The following is a 23455-nucleotide window of genomic DNA, read 5'->3' as shown; positions in this document are numbered from 1 at the left end:
GCTACTGTGGTGGACGGAGAGTCCAGGAGAGCCTTACCTGACTCGGATCGACGAGAGGGGTGGGACGTATGAGCTGCGGACCGCACGGTGGCGCGGGGTCGCTCGACGACCACTCGTCGGACGCCCGTCTCGCCCTCGTCGGCAGCCCCAACTCGGGCAAGACGACCCTGTTCAACGCCCTCACGGGGCTGCGCGCGAAGACCGGCAACTATCCGGGCGTCACCGTCGCCCGATACGAGGGGCGCACCCAGGTCGGTGAGCACGACGTCCTCGTCGAAGACCTGCCGGGCACCTACAGTCTCGACGCGATCAGCCCCGACGAGCAGATCGTCGCCGACGTCCTCGATCCCCACGAGGTCACCACCGAGACCCCCGACGGTCTCGTCGTCACCCTCGACGCGACCACACTGCGCCGGTCGCTCGGGATGCTGGCGCAGGTGTTGGGCGCCGACCTGCCGGTGTGTGCGGTCCTCACCTTCACCGATGAGCTGACCCGGCGGCAGGGATCGATCGACGTCGATGCCTTCTCGCGCGCGATCGGTGTCCCCGTGGTGGCGGTGGTCGGCGGACGACGGCGCGAACTCGGCGCTCTGCGTGAACTGCTCCCCCATCCCGATCGGTGGACCACACCCGCGCTCGCCCCTCCTGCCGACGGCCCCGAGGTGACGGCGTGGATCGAGTCGGTGCTGACCACGTCCCGCTATCGGTTGCCGAAGCTGGACGACCGCACCCGTCGCATCGATGCCGTTCTGCTGCATCCGGTCTGGGGCTCGCTCGTCTTCTTCGCGACGATGTTCGCCTTCTTCCAGGTCATCTTCACCGTCGCGGCACCGCTGCAGGATTACGTGCAGCAGTTCTTCGACTACCTGGCCGGCCTGGTGCGCGACAACATCGGGGTCGGTTGGCTGGCCAGCTTTCTCGGTGACGCGATGATCGGTGGCGTCGGCGGGGTGTTGGTGTTCCTGCCGCAGATCGCGCTGTTGTTCATCCTCATCGCGCTGCTCGAGGGCGTCGGGTACATGGCGCGCGCTGCGTTCCTCATGGACAAGATCATGTCGATCGCCGGTCTGGAGGGACGCGCCTTCGTGGCTCTGCTGTCGTCGCTGGCGTGCGCGATCCCCGGGATCATGGCCACGCGCACGCTGCCCTCGACCCGGGATCGGTTGGCCACCATGATGGCCGCGCCGCTGATGACCTGTTCGGCGCGACTCCCGGTGTACATCCTGCTGACCGGCCTTCTCGTCGACTCGTCTGACCGTGTCGGACCGTTCGGCGCCCAGGGTGTCGTGATGTTCGCGCTGTACCTCGGCGGTGCGGTGTCGGCGATGGCGACGGCGTGGCTGTTCTCGCGGATCGGTCGCGGTACCGGGCCGCTGCTGCCGTTCTACATGGAGATGCCGCCCTACCGATGGCCGTCGGTGCGTTCGATGGCGCTGTCGGTGTGGGGCGCCTGCCGCGGGTTCGTCCGCAAGGTCGGCGTCATCATCGTGGTGACCACGGCCGCGCTGTGGCTGCTGCTCAACCTCCCGACACGCGGCGACAACGACTTCCGCGCCGCAGGTATCGACCCGAACGACGATGCAGCGACGTCGTCGTACGTCATCGAACACAGTGCCGGGGCAGCGGTCGGCAAGTTCATCGCGCCGGTGTTTGCGCCGCTCGGATTCGACTGGCGCATCAACATCGGCATCCTCGCATCGCTGTCGGCGCGCGAGACGTTCGTGGCCACGCTCGGACAGGTCGGCGCGGCCGAGAACCCCGACGATCCGAGCAACGCTCTGCAGACGATGCGCGTCACCAGTGGTGAGCGCATCGGCGAACCGTTGTTCACCCCGCCCGTGCTGGCCGCGCTGATGGTGTTCTTCCTCTATGCGCTGCAGTGCATGTCGACGATCGGTGTGATGCGTCGCGAATCCGGCACCTGGAAGTGGCCCGCCATCGCATTCGGATACATGTTCGTGCTCGCCTGGGTGATGGCGTTCGCCGCACACACCATCGTGGCGGCGGTGACATGACCGTCCCCATCCATCCCGAGGCGGTTCCCGGCTCGCCGCAGGAGCTGCGCTGGGTGATGCCCGCGGGGACGTTGGGTTTCGTCGGCGAGGTCATCACGGTACCGGTAGAGCTCGGCGCGTTCGTCGGTTCGGGTGTGATCGATGTGATCACCGCCGAACCGGCGGCAGTGCGAATCCGATTGCGCGAAGGCAGTTCCTGGCGTCGCGAGGGGGCTGCGATCCGCACCGCCCTCGGTGCGGCTCTCGCCTCGCCCGCACAGTGGCATCCTCGCCGAGCCGGAACGGTCGACGAGGTGTTGCGCGCCGCCGTCGACGAGGTGCTCGCCGGCGAGGTGGGTGACTTCATCCGGTCCCACGGCGGCGCACTCGACATCGTCGATGTGGACGCCGGGGTGGTCACCGTGTCACTGGGCGGGACCTGCGCGCACTGCCCCGCCTCCGACGTCACCCTCACCGACCGCTTCGAAGAAGCTGTGCGCGAGCTGTTCCCGGCGTTGATAGAGGTACGTGTGGCAGCGGCGCCCTCTCTCGCGTCGGGTGGTCGACTACTGGGATTGTTCCCGGTGTCGTCGCGCAGCTGACTGCTTCCTCCACAGTTCTCGTCCGTCCACAAGGCGTCGTCGCTGCTCGGGCCGGTTGTCGGAGCCTGCCTGTACGTTCGTACCCATGACCTCGGGGGTGGTGACGCAGCTGGCAGAAGACACTGCTTTGACCGCGGTCGAACTCGTCGAAGTGCTGGCGCACTGCCGATCGGTGACCGCATCCGCCGACTATCGGATGTTGCAGGCGGCGAGTCTCATCCACGACGAGCGCGCAGAGGACTTCCTCGCGGAGGTCGCCGAACGGCACAGCGGTGAGGCCACGTCGAGCGAACAGTTCGCCGAGATGAACGCTGCTGCGCGCGCGAAGCAGGACCCACGCTCGGAGTTCGGGCCCGACGGTCTCGAGCGGGCGATGGCCGAGGTCGGCGCCGTCCTCAATGTCGCGCCGAGCAGGGCACGTGAGTTCATCGTCGCCGGATCCGCCCTACGGCATCGGCTGTCGTTCACCGGTCACGCTCTCGCCACCGGCCGCCTCGACCTGTCGCAGTTCCTCATCGCGGTGTCACGGACAACGTTGTGCTCACCCGACACCATCGCCGATGTCGATGCCCATCTCGCGCAGGCGATATTCGCCCGGCCGCCGATGTCGCGGGCGCGCTTCACGGTGATGGTCGATGCGATCGTCGCCGATGTCGATCCCGAGGCGCTGTTGCGCCGGCGCGAACGCGCCGAAGCCGATCGCAAGGTGACGGTACGACCCGATCGGCACGCTCCCGGCCAGTCCCGGATCAGCGCGTCGCTCCCGATGGCATCGGCCGCGGAGATCGAGGCCCGGATCGCTTCCATGGCCGGCCAGCCCCACAGCATCGATCCGCACCCTCGACCAGCGCCGCGCTGATGCATTGATCGCGTTGTCCCGCCGTGAATCCCGGCTGTCATGCCAGTGCGGCGACTGCGTCACGCTCCCCAACGACATCGGACCGGGCACCGAGGCTTCGGAGGGTCCGACACCCCTGCACGCCCGGCCCACCTTCCACATCGTCGCGAACCTCTCGACGCTGCTCGGTCTCGACGATCAGCCGGGCTTCCTCGACGGTCACGGCGTCATCGACGCCGACACGATGCGGTCGCTGCTCGCCGAGGCTCACCGCGAGTTCATCCGGCCGGAACCACCTGCGTCGAACGCCACCGGGTACACCCCCAGCCGCAAGCTGCAGGCGCCCATCCGCACCGGTGAACTGTGTTGCACGTTCCCGGGGTGCAGTTCACCCGTGTGGACGACCGATCTCGACCACACCGATCCGTTCGACCACCGGGATCCGCACGAGGGTGGGCGCACCGATCGGTCGAATCTCAAGCCGCTGTGTCGGTTTCACCATCGGCTCAAGACTTTCACGGCATGGCGCGATTTTCAGGACGCCATGGGCACCGTGCTGTTCCAGTCGCCCACGGGCCACATGTTCCTCGGCAACGCGTACACGGGCACCGACCTGTTCTCCGCGTTGCGGTCCCCACCGGGTCGCGCCGACCACCCGGCACGCAGGCACCTCGACGAACTCCGCATCCGACAACGCGACGCGCATCGTCGTGCCGTCGAGCATGCCCGACTCGACGAACCTGATCCACCGTTCTGACGCGATCCCCGACGCCTACCTGCAGGCGTTGGTGACCGTGGTCGCTGCCGTTCCTGCGCTGCGCACCGCGGCCGCCACCTCCGACGACGTCGTGGTGGCGCCGGCCAGGTATTGCGTTGCGACGGTGCGGTACTGCTGGGCGAGGTCCGTCACCGCCGTACGCAGCCCGTCGGGTGCCGCCGGGGCGGATTCGAGGGTGTCGGTGAGGTTGACCGACGCCGCGAACAACGCCAGTCGCGCGTTGGCGGCCGCCGCTGATACGCCTGAATCCCCCGCGGGCGCCTGCGCCCCGGTCTGGATCGACACCGCTTTCAGGTTCAGCGCGAACGCATCACACACCGTGCGGGTGTCGCCGGAACGCTGCGTCTCGGAGTAACTCGGCGCGTCGTCGTCCGATCCACCCTGCGCGAGTGCGAACACCGCGACCACCAACGCCGCCACGGCGATCACCGCCGAGACGAGAGCGACGACCGTCGACCTCCGGTTGTCGGCAACTCGACCTCGGTGCGACGACTGCTGGCTCATCCGACCCCACTTCCGTTGGACCCCTTCGTACCATTGGACGCGACGGGGCCCGATCCGAGCCCGCCGGCGCCGCCCGTTCCCCCAGTGGCCGTGCCGGCGCCCGGTGCGGTCGCGTTGCCACCGACGCCACCGTTTCCGCCCCGACCACCGTTCGTCGCGGGGTTGGCCGAACCACCGGCACCACCGGTGCCGCCGGCACCACCGACGGTGTTGCCGGTGCTTGCGCCGGTGTTGCCGGCGTTTCCACCGGCGCCACCCGCCCCTCCGTTACCGGCGGTGGTGCCGGGCGACGCGGCGCCGATCGTGTTCGGTCCACCGGCTCCACCGGCTCCACCGGCACCTCCGGTCGCCGTCCCGGCACCGTTGCCGTTGGTGTTGCCGTTGGCCGCACCTCCTGCACCTCCGGCGCCGCCGCTCGTCGCGACGCCACCGGCTCCGCCTGCTCCACCCCGGCCACCGGTCGCCACCGGACCGGTCGCCGTTCCGCCGCCTCCACCCAGGCCGCCGAGACCGCTTCTGCCGCCTGAACCGCCGGCGCCACCGGCCCCGCCGGCACCGCCCACCGACGATGCGTTCTGCTGCGACGACAGTGCGTCGCCACCCTGCCCCCCGCGACCGCCGGTCACACCGCCACCGCCCTGACCGCCGGCCCCACCGACAGACTGTCCCTGCGTGGTGTTGACAGATCCTCCTGCGCCGCCGGCCCCGCCCGTTCCGGTGACCGAGGACCCACCGTTGCCTCCTGCTCCGCCGACGACGTCACCGACGGCGGACACCACACCCCCGCCTTGGCCACCGAAGCCGCCGAACCCGTTGACAGTCGTTCCACCGTCACCTCCGCGACCGCCCGCGCCATTCGGACCGAACGCCCCCATCGTGCCGGATGTCCCGGTGTTGAACGCGCCTCCGGAGCCTGCAGCACCACCGTTCCCGCCGATACCGCCGGACGCTCCGGATCCGCCCGATCCTCCTCCGAATCCACCGGCCGAGTTGCTGAAGCCGGTTCCGCCGGTACCTCCGGTCCCACCCCGTCCGCCGGTACCGCCTGCGCCACCGTTGCCGTTCGCGCCGACTGCACCACCGACGAGTCCGATGCCTGCCGCACCGCCACCACCACCGACGCCTCCGGTACCACCGGTACCACCGGCGGTGCCGTTCAGGCCGAATCCGCCGACCCGATTCGACGTGCTTCCGTCCGCGCCCGCGGCGCCGTCGGTCCCTGCGGCACCCGTGCCACCGATTCCTCCGTCGCCGCCCCGACCACCATTGCCACCGTTGCCCCGCACACCTGCCGAACCCCCGGTGCCGCCGGTGCCGGCAACGCCTGCCGCACCGCCGTTTCCGCCCGCGCCGCCTGTGACGCCCGCACCGCCGGTCCCACCGGCGGTGGAGGTCGATGTACCCGTCGTCCCGGTGGCCCCGTTCGCTCCGGCCGCTCCGTTGCCGCCGTTCGCCCCGTTGCCGCCGGAGCCGTCGACACCGGCCGCCCCGTTCGTCGAACCGGTGCCCGCGGCACCGGCATTGCCGCCCGCCCCACCGGCGCCGCCGTTCTGGGCCGCGCCGCCGTTGAATCCGGCGACACCGTCACCGCCCCTGACGCCGTTGCCGCCGCGCCCACCGTCACCGCCGTTGCCGCCGACGCCCTGGATCCCGGCCGTGCCGGCCAGTCCACTCGTGCCGCCGCCTCCCGATCCGGCAGCGCCCGCCGTTCCTGCTGCACCGCCGACGCCACCGGCACCGCCGCTTCCTCCGGCACCGCCTGTCGATCCCGCATTCCCGAGCGAGCCTCCGTCGGCGCCGCGTGCCCCGTCGTTGCCGTCCGAACCTGCGCCGCCCATCCCGCCGTCACCGGCCGAGCCGCCGTTGCCCGCTCGCCCGGACAGGCCCGTCACCACACCGGTTCCACCGGCACCTGCGTTTCCACCGCGACCACCGTTGCCACCGGACTGCCCTGCGCCGCCGGTGTTGCCATTGGCACCGGCAACGGTGGTGGTCGTCCGGCCCGCTGTGCCGGTCGCGCCGTCAGCGCCGTTCCCCCCGTTGCCGCCGTTTCCACCGGCCCCGCCCACACCGTCTGTTCCCTTCGTGCCGCCGAGACCGACGCCGCCGCCCGTTCCGCCGACACCTGACGCGCCGCCGAGGCCCGCGAGCCCGCCACTGCCACCGGCGCCTCCACGACCCCCGTCCTGGCCCGCTGCTCCCGACTCTCCTGCCACGAAGACGTCTCGACCGGACGCACCGTCGTTACCGCGCGAACCCATTCCGCCCTGGCCTCCGTCGCCGCCCGCGCCGCCGACACCGTTCGCACCGACCGCACCGTTCGTCGACCCCTGGCCGCCGATGCCGGCGTCGCCGCCGCGACCACCGCTGCCGCCGTTCGTGCCTGCGCCACCGGTGTTCCCGTTCGCCCCCGCGCCGACAGCGGTTGTCCCCGCCGAGCCCCTTTCGCCGTCCGTTCCGTCACCGCCACGACCACCGCCACCGCCGGCCCCGCCGACCCCCTGCAGACCTGCGACTCCGACCGCCCCGCTCACGCCGCCGGTCCCGTCGCCGGCCGCGCCCGCGACACCCGCCGCTCCGCCGGCACCGCCGGCGCCACCCGTTCCGCCGCGTTGTCCGTCGGTGCCCGCGCTGCCCGCAGTCTGAACCGATTGTCCATCAGCGCCTTTCGCGCCTGCTGATCCCGCGCCGCCCTGGCCGCCGTCACCGGCCGCACCACCGTCGCCGCTCCGACCGGCTGTGCCAGTCGTGTAGCCGGCGCCGCCCTGACCGGCGTTCCCGCCGCGCCCGCCGTTGCCGCCGGCCTGACCGATCGCGCCGGTGTTGCCCGCGGACCCGGCTCCGACCGCAGCCGCGCCGACACCTCCGGTCGCGCCGTTCGCACCGGATCCACCGGTGCCGCCATCACCACCGGCACCACCCACGCCCTGGAGACCCGCGGACCCGGCAGCTCCGGCCACTCCGCCGATTCCTCCTGTTCCGGTCGCACCCGCGATCCCAGCCGCTCCGCCGGCGCCGCCCGCGCCACCTCTTCCGCCTGCCTGTCCGTCGGTCCCCGAATCGCCGGGCGCCGTCGCGTTCGTCCCGTTCGCCCCGGCGGTGCCGTTCGAGCCGGCACCACCCTGGCCGCCGTCGCCTGCAGTTCCGCCGTTCCCGTTGACCCCCACCGCGCCGGAGACGGTTCCGACGCCCCCAACGCCTGCGTTGCCGCCCCGGCCTCCGTTGCCGCCGGACTGGCCGACGCCACCGACGTTCCCGTTCGTACCGAACCCGGTGGCGGTGGTCCCGGTGGCGCCGGTCCCCCCGGTCGCACCCGCTCCGCCGTCGCCGCCCTTACCACCGTTTCCACCGTCGCCTTGGATGCCAGCGAGCGCACCCGCCCCAGCGACGCCGCCCGTGCCGGCACCGGCGGCACCGGCGATGCCCGCCGCGCCACCGGCACCACCCGCTCCGCCCATGCCACCGTTCTGTCCGGCCGCGCCGTTGCCGCCGGTGGGTGTGCCCTCTGCGCCGTCCGCGCCGTCGGTCCCGCTCGATCCGGTACCACCCTTGCCGCCGGCGCCGGCGGCGCCTCCGTTGCCACTCATTCCTGATTGTCCTGCAACCGATCCCGCGCCTCCGGCACCGCCCGCACCGCCTCGAGCACCGTCGCCGCCTGCCTGGCCGACCCCGCCGGTGTTCCCGTTGGTTCCGGTTCCGACCGCGACGAGACCGGTCGCGCCGGCGCCTCCAGCGGCACCCGAACCACCGGTTCCACCGCTTCCGCCGTTGCCTCCCGCGCCTTGCGCACCTGTGACTCCGGCTGCGCCCGCGGAACCTCCCCGCCCGGCGCCCGCCACACCTGCGATTCCTGCCGCGCCACCCGCGCCACCGGCACCGCCTGCGCCGCCGGCCTTGCCCTCGGTGCCCGAGGCGCCCGCTGTCGTCGCGTTCGTACCGTCCGCGCCCCGTGCGCCGTTGCCACCGAGTCCACCCATACCGCCGCTGCCCGCGACACCTCCGGAGCCGCCGGCGCCGTCCGCACCCGTGGTCGAACCCGCGCCACCGAGTCCGGCGTCACCTCCCGCTCCACCATTGCCGCCGGTCAGTCCGGTGCCACCGGTGCCGCCGTCAGCGCCCGGGTCCGTGCCGTTCGCGCCATTCGCGCCTACACCGCCGGCGAAGCCCGCACCGCCGACACCGCCGTTGCCACCGGCACCGCCCGCGCCCTGCACACCTGCCGAGCCGGCGGCACCGTTCACACCGCCGGTCCCCACCGTTCCCGCGACGCCGGCCGCACCCGCTGCACCGCCCGCGCCTCCGGCACCGCCGCTGCCGCCGGCCTGAGCGTTCATTCCCGATCCGCCGGCAGTCGTCGCGTCGATCCCGTTCGCGCCGTTCATTCCTGCCGAGCCGGCTCCGCCCATACCGCCGTTGCCCGCCGCACCTCCGGAGCCGTTGGCCCCCGTCGCGCCCGCTGTCGAACCAGCGCCGCCGACGCCGGCGTTCCCGCCGCGACCACCGTTGCCACCCGCCTGGCCGACACCGCCCGCGTTGCCGTTCGTACCTGTTCCGCTCACGGTGGCGCCGGCGTCACCGGTCAATCCGTTCGCACCCGCGGCACCGGAACCACCCGCTCCGCCGCTACCGCCCACGCCTCGCGTGCCGGCTGTACCGCTCAGGCCTGTCGCCCCGCCGGTTCCCCCGGTTCCCGCCGCGCCACCCGCACCCGCCACGCCACCGGTACCGCCGTTACCGCCCGCACCGCCGTCCTGACCGTCGCCACCATTGCCACCCACGCCCGTCGCGGCCGTACCTGCCGCGCCGTCGACACCCGCACCTCCGTTGCCACCACGTCCACCCGAACCGCCCGCTCCGCCGGTGCCGTTCGTACCGACCAGCCCGACCGTGCCGAAGAAGCCCGCAGCGCCGCCGACGCCGGCGTTCCCTCCACGACCACCCGCACCACCGGACGTTCCGGCACCACCATCGGCACCCGCCGCACCCGCGCCAGACCCCGCCGCACCGGTCACGCCATCGACACCAGCGCCGCCCGCACCACCGAGACCACCCGCACCACCGGCGCCGCCGCTGCCGAACACCCCGCCCCGACCACCCGCGCCGCCGTTGCCGCCCGCCGTTCCAGCCTGTCCCGCCGCACCCGCCGTCCCTGCAATGCCGGCACCACCCGCGCCACCGTTACCGAACAACCCGGCATTGCCACCCGCTCCGCCATTCGCACCACGACCACCATTACCGAACAGAAGGCCACCGTTACCGCCATTGCACGCTGCCGCAACACAATCCGCCGGAGCATCAGCGCCATCACCGATGAACACCCGAATCAACATCCCCAGCCCGGCCAGCGGATCGGTACCCGCAGCAGGCACAAACGCATACGCCGTCGACGACGAACCCGCCGCAGTCCGCAGCGGAGTCCACGTCGTCTCCGACGAGAACATGCTGAACCGCGACACCGACGCCTGCGACACCGGACCCGAACCACCCACACCCGACGACGGAACGAACAACTGCACCGGCGCAGCACCCTGACCCGACAACGGCGGCACCGACGAGGTGGTGCCGGGCGCGGTGGACAGGGGTGCCTGCTCGGGGACGACCACCGACGACCCCACGGGCAACGACGACAGCATCTGCAGGGTCTTGCCCGTGAGCACAACGCCTTCGAGGTGCACACGGCTCAGAGCGTTGACCGTCGAGACGTCGACCCGAGCCGCGGAAGTCAGTGTGGCCGGGTCCGAGCCGATACCTGATCCCACCAAGACCGCTGCCGCTGCCGTGGTCACCACCGCACCGACGGCAGTGCCCGCCAGGCCCGCCTTACCGACGGTCTTGCTGGACACCCGCGACGCCTTGTGAACACCCACGACAACTCCCTCGAACCTCGACAGTGAGACTTCTGGAAGACCCTAGAAACCAACTGCACATTTTTTGCACATTCTTCGCATGGGCAACAACTTTCGATGCCGAACAACCATGTACACCGGCCGCACCCAAGGGATCGGGTGCGGCCGGTGCGCTGGTCCAAGCGTCAGTTCATCGATGAGACTCCGCCCTCAGTGGGGTGGAGTACCGGATCAACCGACGGCAGTGCCGTTGGCGCCCTTGGTGCCGTTCACCGCGGTTCCTGCTCCCGAGCCGCCGGCACCGCCCGTGCCACCGGTCGCGGTCCCTGCGCCCGGAGCGCTGGCGGATCCACCGGTACCGCCGTTGCCGCCGAGGCCACCGAGGGGCGCCAGACTGCCGTTGCCACCGTTGCCACCGTTGCCACCTGTACCGCCGACGGCATTGCCGGTGGTGTTGGTGGCCGCGCCGCCCGTTCCACCGGTTCCACCTCGACCACCGCTGACGTTCGACGCACCGGTACCTCCGGCACCGCCGGTTCCACCGGTCGCGAGCGGCCCGGTCGCGTTGGCGGAACCACCGGTGCCACCGGTACCGCCTGTCGTTCCGCCGACGGCTCCGCCACCACTGGTTCCGCCGCCGCCGCCGCTGCCGCCCGTCGCGGTCGCACCCGATCCGAGGCCTCCCGCACCGCCGGTGCCACCGGTACTCGTGGAGCCCGAACCGCCGCGACCACCGTCGCCGCCGATGCCCTGGCCACCCGTGCCGGTGGAGATTCCGGCCCCGCCGACACCACCTGTGCCGCCCGCTGCGCCGTTACCGCCACGTCCGCCGTCACCGCCCTCTGCGCGACCACTGGTCGTGGAGACACCTGCGCCCGCACCGCCGGCACCGCCCGTGGACGTGGTGGACCCGCCACCTACGCCGCCGTTCCCGCCGACCACGTTGCCCACCGTTGACGCGACACCACCGCCGGCACCACCGGTTCCACCCGCGCCTCCGGTCGACGTTCCACCCGCACCGCCCGTACCGCCGGTGCCGTTGGTACCCGCGATCCCGGATGCACCGGTGGTCCCGGATCCGGCAGCACCGCCGGTGCCTGCGACGCCACCGGTGCCTCCGATCCCGCCGGCGGCGCCGGAGCCGCCGACTCCACCGGTCGCACCGTTCCTGACGATGGCGCTGCCGCCATTGCCGCCGGTCCCGCCGTTGCCACCGATACCGCCGGTACCTCCGGCTCCGCCGTTGCCGTTCAGCCCGGCTGTGCCATCGACGAGTCCGGTTCCTGCTGCGCCGCCGCCGGCTCCGGCTCCACCGGTTCCGCCACCACCGCCCACGGTGCCGTTGCCGCCCGCGCCGCCTGCGCCAGGACCCCTGGTGATGGTCTCGGCCGATCCCGCTGCACCGGCGCCGCCGTTCGTGCCGGCCAGGCCTGTCCCACCGACTCCGCCGTTGCCGCCGGCCCCACCGTTGCCGCCGTTGCCTCGGACACCAGCCGAACCGCCGGTACCTCCGGTGCCTGCCGCGCCCTCGCCGCCACCGTTTCCGCCGGCGCCGCCCGCGGTCCCCGCACCGCCGGTTCCGCCTCTGGTGTTGACCGTGGTTCCGGTCGCTCCCGCACCACCGTTCGTACCTGCAGCACCGTTTCCGCCCGTGGCACCGTTACCGCCGGAGCCGTTGACGCCTGCCGTCCCGTTCGTCGACCCGGTTCCCGCGGCACCGGCATTGCCGCCCGCACCTCCGTCGCCGCCGTTCTGCGCGGCACCGTTGTTCACACCGGTGACACCGTTCGCACCGGCAACACCATTGCCGCCGCGACCGCCGTCGCCACCGTCGCCACCGACGCCTTGGATGCCTGCGACACCGGCTGCGCCCGACGCTCCGCCGGAACCGCCTGTGCCGGATGCGCCCGCCGTGCCCGCAGCCGCGCCCGCGCCGCCGTTACCGCCCGCACCACCTGCTGTGCCCGCGGTGCCCGCGCCACCCGCGCCGACACCGTTCGCGCCGTTCGCGCCGTCGGCTCCGTCCGACCCGTCGCCACCGTTGCCGCCATCGCCGGCTGCGCCACCGGTCCCGTTGACACCTGTTGCGCCCACGATGGTCCCGGCGCCGCCGATGCCGGCGTTGCCGCCGCGACCACCATTGCCGCCGACCGTACCCGCAGTCCCGTCGTTGCCGCGGGTACCCGTACCGGTGACGACCGCTCCATCCGTTCCGTCCTCGCCGTCGGCGCCGGCACCGCCGGTTCCGCCGTTGCCCCCGGCGCCGCCGTTGCCCTGGATTCCGGCCTGACCCGCTGCACCCGCGACACCGCCGGCGCCCGTACCTGCGGCTCCGGCAGTACCCGCCGTGCCACCGAGTCCGCCGGCACCACCGTTGCCGCCGCTGCCCGCATTGGTTCCCGACTCGCCTGCGAGCACGCCGTCGACACCGTTCGCACCGTCGTTGCCCTTCGAACCGGTGCCGCCCTGACCGCCGTTCCCGGCCGCACCGCCACTGCCGCTCTGACCGTCGATGCCCTTGACCGAGCCGACACCGCCGATACCGGCATCGCCTCCGCGACCTCCGTTACCGCCAGCCAGGCCGGTACCCCCTGTGTTGCCGTTCGCGCCGAATCCGACAGCAGCCGCACCGGTGTCGCCGGTTGCTCCGTTCGCACCTGCACCGCCGACGCCGCCGTTGCCGCCCGCACCGCCCACGCCTTGAATGCCCGCGGCACCCGCTGTTCCTCCGACGCCCGTGCCCGCGGCACCCGCGGTGCCCGCGACACCGCCTGCACCTCCGGCGCCGCCCGCACCTCCGGCCTGACCGGCCTCGCCGGGAGTCGTCGCGGCTGCACCGTCGACACCGTTCGATCCTGCGCCGCCCTGGCCGCCGTTGCCGGCCGCGCCACCGCTTCCGCTCTGACCGTCGGCGCCGGCCACAGCACCGGCGCCTCCGATGCCCGCGTTACCGCCCCTGCCGCCGTTGCCGCCCGTGAGACCGGTCCCGCCGGCGTTACCCGAAGCACCCGCTGCAGTGACCACCGCACCCGATGTGCCGGTGCCACCGGCGTTTCCGGCTGCACCCACTCCGCCGTCACCGCCCGCGCCGCCGTTGCCGAGGCTGCCCGCGGTGCCGTTCGCGCCGACCGAGCCACCGGTTCCCCCGGTGCCCGCCGCGCCACCCGCACCCGCTGCGCCACCGGCACCACCGTCGCCGCCCGCGCCACCGTTTTGGCCGTCGCCACCGTTGCCACCGGCGCCCGTCGCGGCAGTACCTGCCGCGCCGTCGACACCTGCACCGCCGTTGCCACCGCGACCACCCGAACCACCCGCACCGCCGCTGCCGTTCGTGCCCACCGCACCGACCGCGCCGATCAGGCTCGAAGTGCCACCGGCACCGGCGTTCCCGCCTCGACCACCCGCACCGCCCGCGGTGCCGGCCGTACCGTCTCCGCCCGCAGCGCCCGCACCGGTCCCCGCTGCACCGGCAGTGCCGTCGACACCCGCGCCGCCTGCTCCGCCGAGTCCACCGGCACCGCCCTGGCCGCCGTTCCCGATCAGCCCGCCGCCAGCACCGCCGGCACCACCCGCTCCACCGGCGGTGCCCGCAGCACCGGCCGTTCCGGCCGCACCGACACCGCCCGCACCACCGGTTCCACCGCTGCCGAACACGAATCCGCCGCGACCACCCGCGCCGCCGGCCCCGCCGGCTAGTCCGGTCGCCCCGGCCGCTCCCGCGCCACCGGTTCCGCCGGTCCCGAAGAAGCCGGCGTTGCCGCCCGCACCACCCGTGCCACCGGCAACCGTCGCCGCGCCGCCGGCGCCACCGTTGCCGAAGAGGCCACCGTTACCGCCCGCACCACCATTCGCGCCGCGGCCTCCACTGCCGAACAGGAGTCCGCCATTGCCACCATTGCAGGCTGCCGCAACGCAATCCGCCGGAGCGTCGGCACCATCACCGATGAACACGCGGATCAGCATGCCCAGGCCCGCAGCCGGATCGCTCCCTGCAGCCGGCACGAACGCGTACGCCGTCGACGACGAACCCGCGGTGGTCGTCAACGGTGTCCAGGTCGTCTCCGGGGAGAACATGCTGAACCGCGACACCGATGCCTGCGACACCGGACCCGTTCCACCCGTGCCCGACGACGGAACGAAGAGTTGTACCGGCGCGGCACCCTGACCCGACAACGGCGGCACCGACGACGAACCACCCACACCCGACGAACCGCCTTGCACCGGAGACTGATTCGGAACCACCACCGACGACCCCGTCGGCAGCGACGACAACATCTGCAACGTCTTCCCCGTCAGCACCACACCCTCGGCGTGCACCCGACTCAACGCACCGTGGGCCGACGCATTCACCCCCGCCGCCGTGGTCAGCGACGTCGGGTCCGAACCGACGCCGGCCCCCATCAGAACTGCGGCCGCTGCCGTGGTCACCACCGCACCGGCGGCGGTGCCCGCCAGGCCCGCCTTACCGACGGTCTTCGACACCCGCGACGCTTTGTGAATTCCCACGACAACTCCCTCAGAACATCCAGTGATGAGGGTGAAGCTAGACCTCGACGCGCCGAGTTACCTCGAATTCACATTTGTTCTGTCAAATCTGTCATTTGTTCAGTCGTTCAGGCGACAAAGCTATGCAACGCGAAGTAGCGGAAGTTCGAAAGTCCGCCGTGCGCAACATCCTTCGCCTGGCTCACCAATCAGGGGCGTGCCGTCGACGGCCGGTGGGGGCCGACCGCAGCGGCAGCATCGGCTCGATGATCGCCATCTCGTCGCGGGTGACCCACGAGGGGTTGCTCGCCTGGGGAAGACGCAGGATCTCCATGCCGGCGAGGCCGGGGATCTCACCGAGGTCTGTCGCCCGGATGCGCTCGGCGTCGGGGAGCAGGTGGATGTCGGTGTGGGCCAGCCACGACGGCTCGTCGGAATCGGCGTCCGGGTCGATCTCGCTCGGACCGGTGATCCATCCGAGTCCGCCGATGCCGCGCGGCCGCCGACCACCGGCGGGGCCGCTGACCCACAGCAACGCGCGCTGACCCGCGGCCATGACGTCCTTGCGATAGTTGGCCGCGACACAGCGAGTCGCGAGTACACCTCTCTCCGAGGCGATCTCGACGACAGAGTCCCATCGTGCGCCGTTCACCGTGAACACCCACGCACCCAGCGTCTCGGCGGTCACCTTCCGTGCAGCCATCACCCACGATGGCACGCCCACCAAACGCGAACCGACCGCACCCGGGTCTCGGATGCGGTCGGTGAGCGGACGAACCGCTGCTTCGCGGGGAGGGCTCTTACTTGGCGAGGAACTCGAGGAGCACCTTGTTGACCTCTTCGTGGTGGGTCCACAGCAGGCCGTGCGGGGCACCCTCGATCTCGACGTATTCGGCGTCGGGCAGGGCCTTGGTGAACTCCCGGCCCGTCGAGTCGATGGGCAGGATGTTGTCGGCGGTGCCGTGGACGATCAGCGCGGGCACGTCGATCTTCGGGATGTCCTCGCGGAAATCGGTGAGCCAGGTCGGCTGCGCCGCGACCGACGCCCACGCGGAGGCGTTGTAGGCGAGCTGCTTGTTGGCGGCGAGGGCCTCTTCGCTGAGCCGGTTGCCGAGGTAGTCATCGGTGTTGAAGAAGTTCGTGAAGAAGTCGGTGAAGAACGCATAGCGGTCCTTCTTCACGGCGTCGGCGAGACCGTCGAACACGCTCTGCGGGACGCCGGCCGGGTTGTCGTCGGTCTGCAGCAGGTACGGCTCCAACGATCCCAGGAACACCGCCTTGGCCACACGCGACGAGCCGTACTTGCCGAGGTAACGACCCACCTCGCCGGTACCCATCGAGAAGCCCACCAGCACAACCTGGTTCAGCTCCAGCTGATCGAGGACGGCCTTGAGGTCGGCGGCGTAGGTGTCGTAGTCGTGGCCGATGGTCGGCTTGCTCGACTTGCCGAAACCGCGACGGTCGTAGGTGATCACGCGGTGGCCGGCATCGAGGAGGGCGGTGGTCTGCTTCTCCCACGACGACCCGTCGAGCGGGTAACCGTGGATCAGCACGACGGGCTGTCCGCTGCCGTGGTCTTCGTAGTAGAGCTCGATCGGAGCGGAGTTCTCGGTTCCTGTGGTGGTGATGTAACCCATGACTGCCTCCTCGGCGAAGTCCTGATCGACGTCGTAGAGAACGAACGTTCTCCCACGTGGGTCACACTACAGAACGTGCGTTCTCTCGGCAAGTACACTGACAGGATGGATTCCAGGACCGCCATCGTCGACGCCGCCGACCGGCTGTTCTACGAGCGTGGGATCCAGCAGGTCAGCATGGACGAGCTGCGTGAAGCGGCCGGCGTATCCCTCAAACGCCTCTACGCAGAGTTCCCCGGCAAGGACACGATCGTGCTCGCGGTGCTCGATCACCGGCACGCCATGTGGGTGTCGGGCCTCGACCGTGTGGCCGCTCCCCTCACCTCACCGCGCGACAAACTGCTCGCGGTGTTCGATTTCCTCGCCGAATGGTTCGTCACCGACGACTTCCGGGGCTGCGCCTTCATCAACGCGTTCGGCGAGCTCGGTGGTTCGTCACCGGAGGTCGCCGCGGCCGCGCGTGCCCACAAGCAGAGCTTCCAGATCTACGTCGACGACCTGGTCGAGAAGGCGGGCGCGCCCACGGCCCTCGCCCGGCAGTTGGTGCTTCTCGCCGAGGGCGCGCAGACGACCTCGGCGATCGTCGCCGACCCCACCGCGGCGCGATACGCCCGCGACGCCGCCGCGACGCTCATCGCGGCGGCTCTGGACTGACCTCGGCTACGAGTCCGACTGTGCGGCAGCCCAATCGGCCACGCGCTGTTCGCTCTCCTCCGGGCTGAGATCCTCCACGCGCGTCATCACCGACCAGCGCACCCCGAACGGGTCGAGCACCGAGGCGAAGCGGTCCCCGGAGACGAAGGTCATGGGTTGCTCGCGCACCATGGCGCCGGCACCGACCGCGCGTCCGACCGCCGCGTCGACGTCGGGGACGTACACCGCGAGGGAGTAGATCGCCGGCGAACCCGGTGTGGGCGCGGCGAGATCGTAGGTCGGACTCGGCTCCCCCAGCTGCAGCCGCCCCTCGGAGAACTGCAGTTCCGCGTGTGCGACGGACCCGCCGATCTCGGTGACGCCGGCGACGGTCGCGCCGAACACGCTGCGGTAGAAATCGATCGCGTCGCGAGCCGGACTCACCACGATGAACGGTGTCAGCGACGAGTAGACGTGTGGCCGGCCGTCGGTGGTGTGGCTCCCCGTCGCCGGGGCGGTGTCGTCGTGTGCGGTGTCCTCGGTGGTCGTCATGCGTTCCATCGTGGCCGCGGCGGGCTGGCGGGTCTTGTACATCTGCGACAGACTTGTCCGACGATGGGACCGCCGGAGATCCACCACGCGATCGCGTCCCGGGGACACCTCAACCCGGGATCGCCGGGCGTCGCGTTCGACCGCTTCGAGCTGGAACTCCCCGACCTGGTGCGCAACGTGTGGGTGGTGCGCTGGCAACTCGGAGAACCGCTGACGCAGCGGGTACTCAACTACCCGGCCGTCAACGTCGTCGTCGAGGCCGGCCCCCAGGTCGACGGCGCCCATCACACCGGCCTCTACGGCCCGCAGCCCCATGTCACCGAACGCACCCTGCGCGGTGCCGGGTGGGCGGTCGGGGTGTTGTTCCGCCCGGCTGCGACACCGCTCCTCACCGACCTCACCGACACTGCGCTTCTCGGTGCGGACATCGTTTTCGACGACGCACCGTCGGCGCGTCTCGCCGCGGTCATGACCGGTGACGACGGGGAGTTGCGCGAGATCCTCGACGACTGGCTCGCGCCACTGGCCGAGCGCATCGACGACGCCGGCCGTCTCGCGACATCGGCGACGGTGATCGCGGAGGAACGCACCGACATCACCACAGCCGTCGGACTCGCCGACGCCCTGCACACGTCGGTGCGGACGGTCGAGCGTGCGGTACGACGCCACACCGGGTTCACCCCGAAGCAGCTGATCGAGTGTCGACGTATGCAGGACGCGGCGACACGGCTGTATGCCGACCCCGACACCGACTTGTCCACGCTGGCGGTGGAACTCGGCTTCGTCGATCACGCCCACTTCTCACGACGCTATCGCGCGATCATCGGTGAGACACCGGGCCAGACCCGCGTCGTCGGCCGCAGGTCTCGGGAACGACCCGGTCAGGCGATCAGAGGTCGCCGGTGACGAACTGGGCGATCCCGTTGCCGAACGACCAGTCGGCCTGGGTGTTCTCGACCACCGAGACGATGAGATCGGTTCCCGCCAGCCCGCATTCGGCGCCCAGCCGATCAGCCAGCGCACGATAGGTGGCCTGCTTCTGATCGGTGTCGCGGCCCTGCTGCACGATCTGGATGAGGACGATGTCATCGGTCCGCTCGAACCCGAGCCCGGTGTCCTCGGCGATGATGCCACCGGGCTTGTGCTCGGTGATCAGTTGGTATCGATCGCGTGGCGGGGCTGCGAAGTGTTCGCGCAGGACCTCCTGGACGGTGTCGGCCAGGACGCGGATCTGTTCGGGGGTGCGCCGATTCTCGATCAGATGGATGTGGACGAGAGGCATTGCGGTCGACTCCTGTGTTCGGCGGTCACGCGGCGAGCCTCGGGTGCAACCGCCCGCGACGAAGGCCTATTCCGCGGCCTCCGCCTGCGCCGACGCCTCGACCGCCCCCGACCACGCGACCGTGACCGCACCGACGACCGCGGCGACGAAACCGAGCACGGCGAGCCACGCCAGACCGTTCACCGTCTCGTCGCCGAGGAAGATGACGCCGATCACCCCCGGCACCACCGTCTCGCCGACGACCAGCGCGGCGGTCGCGCCGTTGACCGAACCCAGTTGCAGCGCAACGGTGTGCAGATAGAAACCACCACCGCCGGCCAGCGCCAGGGCATAGAGCGCGGGGTCGGTGAACAGCGTCGACAGCGCGAACGGATCGAGTCCGTCGAGCACGCGCACCGAGATCGCGACAGCACCGAACAGCGCGCCGGCGGCGAGTCCCGCCGCGATCGCCGCACGGGACCCCAGCCACCGGACGAGGGCGATCGAGATCACCACGAGCGCGACCGTCGCGCCCAACAACACCCAGTGGAACAGCATCGACTCGGTCTGGCGGGGGTTCTCCTTCGCCGACACCCCCAGCGCGCACAGCGCCAGCAGCACCACCCCGATCGCGATCCAGTCACGGGTGTGCAGCCGGATCTTCAGTACGAAGATGCCGAGGACCGCGGTGATGACCAGGTTCGCGCTGATGATCGTCTGCGACAGGAACAGTGGGGCCAACCGCGCCGACACCGCGCCTCCGACGAAACCCGCGACGTCCATCACCGTCCCCACGATGAAGTAGACCGTCAGCATCGCCAGCACGGTGGATCGCAGTGTGGGCGCACCGGTCTCGGTCGCCAGACCGGTCTCGCCGCGGGCCAGCGCGGCGTCGTGGCTGCTACGCGCGCCGTGGGCCTGCAGCACCGACGACACCCCGTAGGCGATCGAGGCGAACAGCGCGGCGAGGACTCCGGCGATCAACATGGCGTGGTCAGGGGCACAGGACGTCGGTGCCGACCGACGCGGCGAGCGCCTCGGGCAGTCGCACGGTGCCGTCGGGTTGCTGATGGTTCTCGAGGATGGCGACGATCCAGCGGGTGGTCGCCAGTGTGCCGTTGAGGGTCGCCGCGGTCTGCGGTTTACCGTTGTCGTCGCGGTAGCGCACGGAGAGCCGGCGGGCCTGGTACGTCGTGCAGTTCGAGGTCGACGTCAGCTCGCGGTAGGTCTCCTGCGTCGGAACCCATGCCTCGCAGTCGAACTTACGCGCCGCGGAGGATCCGAGATCGCCGGCGGCGGTGTCGATCACGCGGTAGGGCACGTCGATCGCGGCCAGCATCTCCTTCTGCCACCCCAGCAGCTTCTGGTGCTCGGCCTCGGCGTCTTCGGGTTTGCAGTAGACGAAGCCCTCCACCTTGTCGAACTGGTGCACGCGGATGATCCCGCGCGTGTCCTTGCCGTAGCTGCCGGCCTCGCGCCGGAAGCAACTCGACCACCCCGCATAGCGTTTCGGCCCGTCGGAGAGATCGAGGATCTCGTTCATGTGGTAGCCGGCCATCGGCACCTCGGAGGTTCCGACGAGGTACAGGTCGTCGTCGGGCAGGTGGTAGATCTCGGCCGAGTGCGCGCCGAGGAAGCCGGTGCCCTCCATCACCTCGGGTCGCACCAGCACCGGCGGGATCATCATGGTGAACCCGTTGGCGGTCGCGAGACGCGCGGCGAGCTGCAGCAGTCCGAGCTGCAGCAGCGCGCCCTGCCCGGTGAGGAAGTAGAATCGCGAACCCGACACCTTCGCGCCGCGCTCCATGTCGAGCAGCCCGAGCGACTCACCGATCTCGAGGTGGTCCTTCGGGTTGTCGATCGCGGTGGGCTCGCCGACGTGCTCGAGCACCACATAGTCGTCCTCGCCACCGGCGGGCGCCTCGTCGGCGACCACGTTTCCGATCGCGCGATGGGTCGCGGTCACGACGGCCTCGGCCTCGGATTGGGCCGCCGAGGCCGCCTTCACCTTTTCGGCGAGTTCCTTGCCGCGGGCGAGCAGTGCGGGCTTCTCGTCGGCCGAGGCCTTACCGACCGACTTGCCGAGCGTCTTCTGCTCGTTGCGCAGCGCGTCGGCGTCGGCGATCGCGGCGCGGCGTGTGACATCGGCGTCGAGGAGGGTGTCGACAAGCGCGGGGTCCTCTCCGCGCTTGCGTTGAGAGGTACGGACGAGTTCGGGGTCGTCCCGGAGCAGTTTCAGGTCGATCACCTGCAGAACCCTACTGGCTGACGTGTGCCGGTCGGTCGCCGATCACCGCCACCGCGCCGTGTAGTCGTCGCGCCCGAACATCGCGGCGGCGTTGCGGGCGGTGGGTGTGCCCGCGTCGGGGTCGGCGCCCGCGGCGACCAGGGTCTCGACGACGTCGTCGAACCCCTTGAACACCGCGCCGGCCAGCGGGGTCTGGTTCTTGTCGTTGGGCCGGTCGACCTCGGCGCCGAGACCGATGAGGGCGGCGACAGTCGCTGCGTGCCCGTGATAGGCGGCCAGCATGACAAGGGTGTCGCCGGTGCCGGTCGTGAGGTCGGCGGGCACACCGGCCCGCACGTACTCGACCAGGGCCGCGGTGTGTCCACCGCGCGCCATGTCGAACAGGCGCCCGGCCAGCTCGGCGATGTCGGTGTCGTCGCGATCGTCGGGGCTCGGTTCGTCCGGTGCAGGCATCGAGGTCCACGGTATCGGCCGGATGCCGCCTCGCGACAGGCATGATGGACGGCGATGTCTGCGCCCACCGAACCCCCCGCCCCCGACGACACCCCGCCCGACTCCGTCGACGAGACCGGATCGGCCGAGGCGGCGGGCGACACCGCCGAGACCACCGCAACCGCGGAACACGAGCCGCCCACCCGTCCGGCCACGGGGCGCACCCGCTGGCTGACCGCGCACCCGATGCGCACCGTGCTCGGTGCCGTCGTGCTCGGCGCGCTGGCGGCAGCGGCGATCGTCGCGGCCATCGGCGGCTTCTCCGACGCCGGCTCGATCGATCAGACGGCGATCGGCGCCGAGGACCGGGGTCCGCAGGCCAACGCGTTCAACCGCTCGACCCCGGGGACGTGTCTCACCTGGCCGCAGAACGATCCCAGCCGACCGTCGGCCATCGGGTGCGGCGGGGCGCATTACTTCGAGGTGGCCGGGGTCGTCGACCTCACCGCGGTCGCCGCGGATCGTTTCGGGGACACCGCGCCGTGGCCGAGCCGCGAACAGTTCGTCGCGCTGCGCGAGCAGTACTGCCCGAATCAGGTGAATTCGTACCTCAACGGGAGGTTCGATCCGAACGGTCGTTTCTCGGTCGGGATGCTCTATCCGTCGCAGCGCCAATGGGACGACGGCGAACGCACCCTGCGCTGTGGTGTCCAGGCTGCCGATTCGACCGGTCGTCTGCAGTCGTTCCTGGGTCGTGTCGCCGATCTCGACCAGGCGCCGCAGTGGCCGATCGGCACGTGCATCGGCATCAACCTGCAGTCGCGGCAGCCCACCGACCCGGTGAACTGCACCGAACGGCATGCCTTCCAGGTGACCGGTCTCGTGGGGCTGGCCGATCAGTTCGGTGCCCCGGGTTCGGGGAAGCCCTGGCCCGACACCGCCGCCCAGAACCGGTTCCTCTCGGGTGTCTGCCCGAAGATGACGACCGGGTTCTTCGGCACCCAGAAGGCGTTCACCGACACCACCCTCAACGTGCAGTGGTCCACGATCAGCCAGGTCAGCTGGTTGTCGGGCAGCCGCACCGCGGTCTGCTACGTCGGACTGCCCGACCGCGGGGGTTTCGCCACCCTCGTCGGCGACGGCAAACCCAATCTCCTCATCAACGGCCAGGTGCCGGTGCCGCCGCCGGTGGAACCGCCCGGTCGCCTCAACCCGACGCCGGTCCCGCTCCCGCAGGGCATCTCTCCCAACCCGACCGAGGTCCCGGCCCCCGAGGGCTGAGCGAGCCGCTGCGATGACCGTCGAGATGAGCGACCGCGAGTTCGAGGGATTGGTGTCGGATGCGCTCGACACCATCCCCACCGAACTCACCGAGGCGATGAACAACGTGGTGGTGCTCGTCGAAGCACACCACCCCGACGAGCCTGACCTGCTGGGGCTCTACGAGGGCATCGCCCTGACCCAGCGCGACACGACCTACGGCGGCGCGCTGCCCGACACCATCACGATCTACCGCGAACCGCTGTTGTCGATGTGCACCGACCGCGATCAGGTGGTCGCCGAGGTCGCGATCACCGTCGTGCACGAGATCGCGCACCACTTCGGCATCGACGACGCCTGGTTGCACGCGCACGGATGGGGCTGA

18 protein-coding genes are annotated in these 23455 nt (G+C 71.2%); 8 read left to right on the top strand and 10 right to left on the bottom strand.

Annotation, left to right across the window (positions count from 1 at the left end; all coding sequences use genetic code 11):
• Positions 1-68 precede the first annotated feature (68 nt).
• From feoB to ACLBW1_RS02965, 4 genes are all read left to right on the top strand, one after another.
• On the top strand, positions 69-2015 hold the full coding sequence (feoB, locus tag ACLBW1_RS02980) for a ferrous iron transporter B (protein ID WP_447809995.1): 1947 nt from the start codon (positions 69-71) through the stop codon (positions 2013-2015).
• Positions 2012-2596 (top strand): NifU family protein, encoded by a 585-nt coding sequence (locus ACLBW1_RS02975; RefSeq protein ID WP_447809994.1) that lies wholly within the window; start codon positions 2012-2014, stop codon positions 2594-2596. The genes feoB and ACLBW1_RS02975 overlap by 4 nt, the downstream gene beginning before the upstream one ends.
• An 85-nt stretch (positions 2597-2681) precedes the next feature.
• Complete coding sequence (locus tag ACLBW1_RS02970; protein ID WP_447809993.1) at positions 2682-3455, top strand: DUF222 domain-containing protein; 774 nt, start codon at positions 2682-2684, stop codon at positions 3453-3455.
• A 4-nt stretch (positions 3456-3459) separates the two neighbouring features.
• Positions 3460-4191, top strand: coding sequence for an HNH endonuclease signature motif containing protein (locus ACLBW1_RS02965; protein WP_447809992.1), 732 nt, complete (start codon positions 3460-3462; stop codon positions 4189-4191).
• Between the two features lie 15 nt (positions 4192-4206).
• Here ACLBW1_RS02965 and ACLBW1_RS02960 read toward each other — a convergent pair whose 3' ends face one another.
• The 5 genes from ACLBW1_RS02960 to ACLBW1_RS02940 all read right to left on the bottom strand — a co-directional run bounded on the left by ACLBW1_RS02960 (position 4207) and on the right by ACLBW1_RS02940 (position 16684).
• On the bottom strand, positions 4207-4716 hold the full coding sequence (locus ACLBW1_RS02960) for a hypothetical protein (protein ID WP_447809991.1): 510 nt from the start codon (positions 4714-4716) through the stop codon (positions 4207-4209).
• Complete coding sequence (locus ACLBW1_RS02955) at positions 4713-10583, bottom strand: PE family protein (RefSeq protein ID WP_447809990.1); 5871 nt, start codon at positions 10581-10583, stop codon at positions 4713-4715. Before ACLBW1_RS02955 ends, ACLBW1_RS02960 begins: the two co-directional genes overlap by 4 nt.
• A gap of 210 nt (positions 10584-10793) precedes the next feature.
• Positions 10794-15068, bottom strand: a complete 4275-nt coding sequence (locus tag ACLBW1_RS02950) for a PE family protein (protein ID WP_447809989.1) — start codon at positions 15066-15068, stop codon at positions 10794-10796.
• 181 nt (positions 15069-15249) lie between these two features.
• Entirely contained in the window at positions 15250-15750 is a 501-nt protein-coding gene (locus ACLBW1_RS02945; protein WP_447809988.1) for a hypothetical protein, read from the bottom strand.
• A gap of 97 nt (positions 15751-15847) precedes the next feature.
• Entirely contained in the window at positions 15848-16684 is an 837-nt protein-coding gene (locus tag ACLBW1_RS02940) for an alpha/beta fold hydrolase (protein WP_447809987.1), read from the bottom strand.
• 105 nt (positions 16685-16789) lie between these two features.
• On the opposite strand from ACLBW1_RS02940, the gene ACLBW1_RS02935 reads away from it, so the two are divergent.
• Positions 16790-17338 carry a TetR/AcrR family transcriptional regulator gene (locus ACLBW1_RS02935; RefSeq protein WP_447809986.1) on the top strand — a complete coding sequence of 183 codons (549 nt, stop codon included), beginning with the start codon at positions 16790-16792 and terminating at the stop codon, positions 17336-17338.
• Between the two features lie 6 nt (positions 17339-17344).
• On the opposite strand, the gene ACLBW1_RS02930 is transcribed toward ACLBW1_RS02935, so the two are convergent.
• The gene (locus tag ACLBW1_RS02930; RefSeq protein WP_447809984.1) at positions 17345-17911 is read right to left on the bottom strand and encodes a VOC family protein; all 567 of its coding nucleotides are present in this window, start codon (positions 17909-17911) and stop codon (positions 17345-17347) included.
• 21 nt (positions 17912-17932) lie between these two features.
• Between ACLBW1_RS02930 and ACLBW1_RS02925 the strand changes: the two genes are divergently transcribed.
• Entirely contained in the window at positions 17933-18775 is an 843-nt protein-coding gene (locus ACLBW1_RS02925) for a helix-turn-helix domain-containing protein (protein ID WP_447809983.1), read from the top strand.
• On the opposite strand, the gene ACLBW1_RS02920 is transcribed toward ACLBW1_RS02925, so the two are convergent.
• From ACLBW1_RS02920 to ACLBW1_RS02905, 4 genes are all read right to left on the bottom strand, one after another.
• Positions 18759-19151: a tautomerase family protein gene (locus ACLBW1_RS02920; RefSeq protein WP_447809982.1), complete on the bottom strand. Its 393-nt coding sequence runs from the start codon at positions 19149-19151 to the stop codon at positions 18759-18761. The genes ACLBW1_RS02925 and ACLBW1_RS02920 overlap by 17 nt on opposite strands.
• Before the next feature lie 66 nt (positions 19152-19217).
• A complete protein-coding gene (locus ACLBW1_RS02915) occupies positions 19218-20117 on the bottom strand; it encodes a hypothetical protein (protein ID WP_447809981.1) in 900 nt (299 codons plus the stop codon).
• 7 nt (positions 20118-20124) lie between these two features.
• On the bottom strand, positions 20125-21378 hold the full coding sequence (gene serS, locus ACLBW1_RS02910) for a serine--tRNA ligase (protein WP_447809979.1): 1254 nt from the start codon (positions 21376-21378) through the stop codon (positions 20125-20127).
• A 42-nt stretch (positions 21379-21420) separates the two neighbouring features.
• The gene (locus ACLBW1_RS02905; RefSeq protein ID WP_447809978.1) at positions 21421-21831 is read right to left on the bottom strand and encodes an ankyrin repeat domain-containing protein; all 411 of its coding nucleotides are present in this window, start codon (positions 21829-21831) and stop codon (positions 21421-21423) included.
• A 54-nt stretch (positions 21832-21885) separates the two neighbouring features.
• On the opposite strand from ACLBW1_RS02905, the gene ACLBW1_RS02900 reads away from it, so the two are divergent.
• Positions 21886-23091, top strand: coding sequence for a septum formation family protein (locus tag ACLBW1_RS02900; protein ID WP_447809977.1), 1206 nt, complete (start codon positions 21886-21888; stop codon positions 23089-23091).
• 13 nt (positions 23092-23104) lie between these two features.
• Positions 23105-23455 carry a metallopeptidase family protein gene (locus ACLBW1_RS02895; RefSeq protein WP_447809976.1) on the top strand — a complete coding sequence of 117 codons (351 nt, stop codon included), beginning with the start codon at positions 23105-23107 and terminating at the stop codon, positions 23453-23455.

It is taken from the genome of Williamsia sp. M5A3_1d (genome assembly GCF_053345315.1).
This window is presented reverse-complemented; position numbering and strand designations above follow the sequence as displayed.